This is a genomic window from Pedobacter sp. 10L46_2 (assembly GCF_056395165.1).
The window spans coordinates 1-7,613 of sequence record NZ_JBFTIZ010000198.1 but is presented as its reverse complement, the minus strand read 5'-3'; the positions used below and the strand labels follow the sequence as shown (position 1 = coordinate 7,613).

Genomic DNA, 7,613 nt, shown 5'->3' with positions numbered 1-7,613 from the left:
ACCTAACTCCTATTCAGGTTTCTATATTAGCTTCCATCGTTGATGCCGAAGCTTTATACGACAAAGAAATGCCTATTATTGCAGGTCTGTATTTAAACCGCTTAAATAAAGGTATATTGCTTCAGGCAGATCCAACCGTTATTTTTGCCAATAACGACTTTACAGTTAAACGTGTTACCAATTCGCTTTTAAGTATACAATCAAAATACAATACTTATAAATATGCCGGTTTACCTCCAGGGCCCATCATGATGCCTAGTATTAATGCTATTGACGCTGTATTAAACCGTGATAATAACAATTATATTTACATGTGTGCCAAGGAAGATTTTTCCGGCTACCATAACTTTGCGGTAACAGTTCAGGAGCACGAAAGGAACGCTAAAAAATATAGAGATGCCTTAAACCAACGCAATATTTTTAAATAATGTATACTCATACTACCAAAATAAGGGTTAGATACGGCGAAACGGACCAAATGGGATATGTTTATTACGGAAATTATGCCGAGTACTACGAAGTTGCGCGTGTAGAGATGCTAAGAAGTTTGGGCATGGATTATGTTGGAATGGAAAGTGCGGGTGTAATGATGCCTGTTTTAGAGCTTAACTGTAAATATATAAAGCCAGCTTTATATGATCRGGAAATCACAATTAAAACTACGATCCACGACCTTCCCGGTGTGAGGATCCATTTTAAATATGAATTATCTAATCCGGCTGGTGAACTTATTAACATTGGAACAACTACGCTGGTGTTTGTGGATATGGCAAAAAACAAACCTTGCTCTCCTCCAGAAAATTTTATGGAGAAGTTAAGGGTATTTTTTAATTAAATTTGATAGATGGAGTGGGTTCATAAGCAACTTTTAAAAATCAGGCTTTATTCCATGTTTATTAGCTGGACAAAAGTTTGTGTTTTGCCTGGTTTTAGTCCGCTACCAATTTATACTGTTGCCACATTCTTTTTTAAAGAGATTGGCAAAGACTCTCTAGTGAATAAGGCTTCTTCACTGGCATATAATTTTATGCTGGCCATTTTCCCTGCCATCATCTTCTTATTTACACTGATCCCCTTTATACCCAAGAAAATCGGTTTTCAAGATCAACTGATGAACCTGATTATTTTGGTTTTGCCAGAAGATGCTTATAAAGCTTTTAGCACTACGCTTGATGAAATTGTACATAAGCAGAACAGTGGTTTGCTGTCGTTCGGATTTATTTTATCGTTATTTTTTGCAACTAATGGGGTGCATAATCTAATGATGGCTTTTAATAAATCATCGTTGATCATTGAAACACGTAGCTGGGTAAAACAACGCTTAATTGCCGTTTTACTAACCCTTGTGATTGCTTTTTCTGTAATTACTTGTATTATAGCAATGGCAATTGGTGAAATTGCATTAAACCGTATTGAAACCACACTTAACATTAAGGCGAGTTTTACAACATTTGCTATCCAGCTTACCAGATGGGCACTGTTAGGAATATTATATTTTGTAACGATTTCTATCCTTTACAGATACGGACCGGCTCATGCCAAGAAATGGAAGTTTTTCAGTGCCGGTTCGTGGCTGGCTACTATACTCGCCTTTATCTCTGTATGGGGTTTCTCTTTTTACATTAATAACTTCAGTTCATACAATAAAGTTTATGGTTCTATCGGTACACTTATCGTTATTATGATCTGGCTTTATTTAAATTCTCTGATACTTTTGGTAGGATTTGAGCTAAATGCAAGCGTAGATCTGTCGAAAAGGAGTGTAAAAATCATCAGACCTAACTTCAATTTATTCAAAAAAGCGGCTCCAATAGAGGATAAACTAGGGAAAAGATAAATTTTTCTCACTCATTTTTAGCACGTTATCACTTTTAACCAGAATTATCTAAATCTGAATTTGCAAAATCAAGTCGTATTTGTACTTTTGTCGCGGAGAGTTGGCAGAGTGGTCGATTGCGGCAGTCTTGAAAACTGTTGACTTGTCAAAGGGTCCGCGGGTTCGAATCCCCCACTCTCCGCCAAAAAGGTGTCAAAACCAACAAAAAGCCTGCAAATCGTATGATTAGCAGGCTTTTTGCTTTTTAGGACATGCCAAAATATGTATCAATTCTCATCTCATAAGTGAGTGATTCGGTGAGTAATTTGGAAAATGAAAATGACTCACCGAATCGAACACATCAGACTGATAATCAACATGTTTAATCAACGAACATCTTGTGAAAAAGTACCTGCAAAGCTAAATTTGTTAACCATTAATGTAATGCATTATGAAAACCAATTTCAGCTTACTCTTCTAAATGAAGAAGCAAAAGAATTATCAATCAGGCAACGCCCCTATTTATCTTCGGATTACCGTGGATGGAAAACGTTGTGAAATAACCACTGGCCGATGCTGTGATCCTCTACAATGGAACACAACTTCAGGCCGCTGCAATGGCAAAAAAGATGAGGTGAAATCCTTGAATGCTTACCTGGACGATCTCCAAAACAAAGTATTCGAAGCACATCGGCAATTAACTGAAAAAGATGACACCATCACCGCCGAGAAATTAAGAGATCAGTTCCAGGGCAAGGTAGCGAAGCAACGCACCTTAATTGACATTTTTAAAGACCACAACCAAAAGATGGAAGCACTTGTAGGAAGAGAGTTCTCTAAGGGCACAGCTGAGCGTTACAGGACATCTTTAAAACATACTGTTGAATTCTTACAATGGAAGTATAAGATTAGCGACATCGACATCAGAAAAGTTAACTTCGATTTTATAACTGAATACGATTTTTATTTGCGATCCGTCCGAAAATGCGCTAACAATTCAGCTGTGAAATACTTGAAAAACTTCGGTAAGATTATTCGCATTTGCCTTTCTAACGGATGGCTTGTGGTTGATCCATTTGCACGGTATAAAAACAAGATTAAAAAGGTGGAGCGCGTTTACTTAACCGAACAGGAAATAGAGAGCATGGCCAATAAGGAACTTGCGTCGGAGAGACTGGAACAGGTAAGAGATATCTTTTTATTTTGCTGCTTTACAGGCCTCGCCTATATAGATGTTAAAAATCTAAAAAGCTGCAATGTTGTAACTGGCGTAGATGGCGACAAATGGATCTCCATAAAAAGGCAAAAAACCAATACTCCATCTCGCATTCCTTTGCTTCCAGTAGCCTCTGCCCTTCTAAATTCATATCGCGATAACCCGACCTGCTTAAATACCGGAATGCTATTTCCAGTTTCAAGCAATCAGAAAATGAATAGCTATCTTAAAGAGATTGCAGATTTCTGTGGCATCAAGAAACCAATTACCTTCCACATTGCCAGGCATACATTTGCAACAACCGTCACCCTGTTAAATGGAATTCCTATAGAAAGTGTCTCAAAAATGCTGGGACATACTAATATTCAAACCACTCAACATTATGCCAAGATACTCGACATTAAAGTTGGCGCTGATATGGCTCTTATAAAAGAGAGATACCCTTCCATTTAAAAGTGACATGTCTTTATTTGGTTAGAAAAGGGATGTGCGTGGATGCGACATCCATTTCTTTGTTTTAAAGAACATATCAACATATTAATCAGTCGCTTGCGTGTATATTTCGCAGATAGTAGACACTTCATTTCGGGCCAAACTGTGCACCCGAACTTCTGCCTTTAATTTCGGGAGTTATCTTTGCCTTTAGACCAAATATATTCAAATCCCGAAAATTCACCCTTATCCATTTTTTAGAAGAGCTCTTTTATTTTTAGCGTCTTGACTGATGACGGATAGTTTCAAAGGCTATTTTTGTGACCTGAGAGGAGATCGTGACCTCAGTTTTTGATAAATCTATGTACCTGAAGAAGTCTTCATGGATTGGCTTCAGAATTTTGCAATGAAACGCAATTAAAGGCAGGCTAATTAATTTTTATGACCGAAATGAGGTATCATTCCATAGTGCTTTTCTTGAGGCTAAAAACGGCTTAAAATAAGCCGACTGACCATTTTTCAACGAAATCAACTGATCATTTTGGGCCGTAATATGAGGCCACGTTCCGCGAAAGAGGTGGCCACATACGGAATAATCCCCAGGGCTGTCAACCAAATCAGAAATTTCGGAATCCGGTCATCTTATTAGTTAAGGCCAGTAAAGGTTAAACACTTTGGAAATTATCTTCCATTCTCCCTCAACCTTTAATAATGACAAATATATAACCTTGTCACTTACGATTTCCTTACCTTCTAGCCGCAATACCTTTTCGCTGTCCTCAAGATCAATATTGATGCACAGATCCTGAAACAGATTACTAAGCAGGCGGGTTACAGCCAGAAACTGACTTCTACTATTAATATTTGTACGGTATATAATTACCATTTTAGTTTTTTTAACGATCAGTAAGACCTTTCCATTATGTTATCAATTTAAGGGTGATGAAAGTTAGGACTAACCTAATTGTCAGTCCCTGTTTTCCTATTGCAGGAAAACATTTGTAAAATGTGAGAAAGTTTGGTTTGCCGCCTCTATGGCTTCTTGCTCGGAATCTTCATTAATATATCGGTCGAGCACTGAAACAAAGGATGCCCATTTAGCGCCGGTTTCTGAACMATATCCCCTAAAGAACGAAATACCATCTGTCACCCCACACCGAGCCAGCATCTGGATGATAATTGTACCACCCATTATAGAACCTTCCATTACATACAGCGCGCCGAACGCTTTAACTGTATTGTCAATGGGGGGAACGGTCACTTCCGGTAGCCCCGTTAGTATTTCTCCCAGGCCTTTGATGTCGTTCGCAAGGCTGATCGCGTGTCTGCGCTCAGCATAGTCCGGTAGCACTTCATCCGAGATATAAGGCCTTATGGCCTGCTCCAGGCAGTTGAAATAAGCATAAAAGATTTTCAGAAGACTCGCGTAGTCTTCTTTATTGCGGATAGTCTTTAGTTGAGATATTACCAGTTTTTCCAATTGCTGATGAGCTACCGTAGTATGTTTTCTTAATTCTTCGTGTATCATAATACTTTAATTTTATAGTTGAATAATAAATGTCGACCAACTCCATCCCGATCAATCTGTACCGCCGCCCAAGCTGCGATACAGATCAGCTATAGCAGATAATTCCTGCCTCTTGACAGAAGCCAAATCAAGCTCACTTTGGAGTGCGTTTCCCTGTGCTGTAATTACCTCCAGGTAGTTTGCCATACCATTTTGAAAAAGCGAATTGGCATTTGCAGTCGCTTGCTTAAGCGTTGCAACACGTTTAGCCGCAATAAGGTGCTGGTGTTTTAATTTTTCGATCCTTACCATCGCATCGGATACCTCACCAATTGCTTTTACTACGGTTTGCCGGAAAAGGATAACTGTTTTCTCCCGCTCCATATCGGCTAATTTATACTGTGTACTTAATTCCTTATGCTGAAGCAATGGCTGTAGGACACTTGCCCCTACAATGCCGAAGAGTGAGCCGGGAATATTGAACCAATCACTTGCTTTCAGTGCATTAACACCGCCACTGGCAGTAATCCGAAGTGCAGGATACATTTGAGCCTTATTGATTCCTACTTTCGCATTCGCGATGACTAAGTCTAACTCACGGCTCCTGACGTCTGGCCTCCGGCGGACCATAGCTGACTGAACACCCACTGAAAGCTCGTCAGGAAACTTGATTTCATCGAGGATGGCGTGACGGTGGATGCTCCCTGGCAGTTGGCCAGCAAGGATATGCAGCGCATTTTCCTGCAATGCAATCTCTTGTTCAAGTTGCGGAATAAGCTCTGCCGCTGTAAGTTGCTGCGCTTGCGCCTGCTGAACAGCCAGGGAGGTAACCTGCCCGGCATTATATTGCACGCTTACTATGTGCAATGTACTGTCATTTAACGCCATGTTACGCTTTGCGACCCGCAGCTGTTCGTCCAGCATGAGCAGGTTGAAATAACCTTTGGACACGCTGGTAACAAGATCAGTCTGCAAGATTTTTCTTGCTTCATCACTTTGCAGATAGGCAGCAAGAGCCGATTTATTAGTATTGCGTATCCTTCCCCAGATATCAGCTTCCCAAGAGAGAGTTGCGCCGGCAGAATAATCCTCGATATGATTGGAGCCTAAAAACTGGCTGGCGGTCATACCGTTGAGGCTGTATTTCGACGGATTAATGGTGTTGGCCGTGGCATTGAAGTCAAGAACAGGCACATTGTTCCACTTTGATTGTCTTACAACTTGGTGCGCTTCTTCTATGTTTTTAAGCGCGATACTCATGTCAAAGTTTTTTTTCAGGGTGCTGTCGATCAGTACCTGTAATACTTTGTCTGGGAAAAAGTTTTTCCATGGCAGAGTACCTATACCCCCAGTGTCTTTTGCCGCCTCCTCATTGAAGGCAATCGGCAATTCCGGTTTGGGGACCTGTACATCTTTAGAGATTTTACAACTAGCAACCGTAAAAAGCAACCCGATAACTAGGATGATCCGATTATTTTTCATTGAATTTTTCATGACTTAAATGCTTTTTAGTTGATTGCTTCAGCTTCGAATACCTGTTCAGGCTTGGGTTCCGAATGAACCTTCTTGCTAGTGACTTTTTCATGCAAGGCTTGGAATACTACAAACAGAACCGGTATAATAAATAGTCCCAGGACGACCCCACTTACCATACCTCCGGCCGCACCGATACTGATGGAGTGGTTGCCCATGGCGGATGGACCGGTAGCCCTCATCATAGGGGTAATACCTGCCACAAATGCAATTGATGTCATAATAATCGGACGAATGCGAAGTTTAGCAGCCCCCAGTGCAGATTCCACCAGTGTGTAACCAGCATGTCTGCGCTGCGCTGCAAATTCCACGATTAGAATAGCATTTTTTGACAACAGTCCGATTAACATAATAAGAGCTACCTGGACGTAGATATTATTATCAATGCCCGTTATACCAATTGCGATGAAAACTCCGATAATACCAGTAGGCACGGAAAATACTACTGCCAAAGGAAGAATATAACTGTTATATTGGGCACACAATAAGAAGTACACGAATAGTAATGAGAGGATAAAAATGATCACCGATTGGCCGCCAGAAGAGATTTCTTCTCTCGTCATTCCGGAAAACTCATAGGAATAACCTGAGGACAGCATGTTTGCGGCTACTTCTCGAACTGCTTGAATTGCATTTCCAGTACTATAACCAGGTTTTGGCACGGCATTCACGCCTATTGAATTGAAAAGGTTATAACGGGTAATCGCTTCGGGTCCGTATACCCTCTTCAACCTTACGATTGTATTAACAGGTACCATGTCACCTGTTTTATTCTTTACATAAATTTCATTCATGGAGGCTGGATCTGCACGTTCTTCCTTATCTGCCTGTACCATGACCCGGTAATATTTACCGAATCGATTAAAGTCTGAAACCTGGGCACTACCGAAATAGGACTGCATCGTGCTTAACACATCTTTTTCATCAACCCCGAGTTGCTCGATCTTTTCATGGTCAAGGACCATCTCATATTGGGGATAGTCTGCACGAAATGTGGTGAACGCAACAGCGATTTCTTTGCGTTTCATTAATTCGGTAATAAAGCGGTTCGCAACTCCACCAAATTTATCCAACTTACCGCCTGCCTTATCCTCCAGAACTAAATAAAT

General features: G+C 40.5%; 8 protein-coding genes and 1 tRNA gene. 5 read left to right on the top strand and 4 right to left on the bottom strand.

The annotated features are described in order from the left end of the window. From mltG to AC1DDX_RS18590, 5 genes are all read left to right on the top strand, one after another. On the top strand, positions 1-428 hold a 428-nt coding region (gene mltG / locus AC1DDX_RS18610), incomplete at its 5' end, for an endolytic transglycosylase MltG (RefSeq protein ID WP_477622398.1). After that, positions 428-835 (top strand): acyl-CoA thioesterase, encoded by a 408-nt coding sequence (locus AC1DDX_RS18605; protein WP_477622397.1) that lies wholly within the window; start codon positions 428-430, stop codon positions 833-835. The genes mltG and AC1DDX_RS18605, both read left to right, overlap by 1 nt. Positions 836-844: 9 nt before the next feature. After that, positions 845-1,837 (top strand): YihY/virulence factor BrkB family protein, encoded by a 993-nt coding sequence (locus tag AC1DDX_RS18600; protein WP_172663356.1) that lies wholly within the window; start codon positions 845-847, stop codon positions 1,835-1,837. A 94-nt stretch (positions 1,838-1,931) separates the two neighbouring features. Beyond that, positions 1,932-2,021 (top strand) — tRNA-Ser (locus tag AC1DDX_RS18595). Between the two features lie 276 nt (positions 2,022-2,297). Continuing rightward, a complete protein-coding gene (locus tag AC1DDX_RS18590; protein ID WP_477622396.1) occupies positions 2,298-3,485 on the top strand; it encodes a site-specific integrase in 1,188 nt (395 codons plus the stop codon). A 628-nt stretch (positions 3,486-4,113) separates the two neighbouring features. On the opposite strand, the gene AC1DDX_RS18585 is transcribed toward AC1DDX_RS18590, so the two are convergent. From AC1DDX_RS18585 to AC1DDX_RS18570, 4 genes are all read right to left on the bottom strand, one after another. After that, complete coding sequence (locus tag AC1DDX_RS18585; protein WP_288879975.1) at positions 4,114-4,350, bottom strand: hypothetical protein; 237 nt, start codon at positions 4,348-4,350, stop codon at positions 4,114-4,116. 96 nt (positions 4,351-4,446) lie between these two features. Further along, positions 4,447-4,992, bottom strand: coding sequence for a biliverdin-producing heme oxygenase (locus AC1DDX_RS18580; protein ID WP_477622395.1), 546 nt, complete (start codon positions 4,990-4,992; stop codon positions 4,447-4,449). A gap of 51 nt (positions 4,993-5,043) precedes the next feature. After that, positions 5,044-6,465 carry a TolC family protein gene (locus AC1DDX_RS18575; protein WP_337714911.1) on the bottom strand — a complete coding sequence of 474 codons (1,422 nt, stop codon included), beginning with the start codon at positions 6,463-6,465 and terminating at the stop codon, positions 5,044-5,046. Between the two features lie 14 nt (positions 6,466-6,479). Continuing rightward, positions 6,480-7,613, bottom strand: a 1,134-nt coding sequence (locus AC1DDX_RS18570) for an efflux RND transporter permease subunit (RefSeq protein ID WP_477622394.1), incomplete at its 5' end; no start/stop codon positions are given.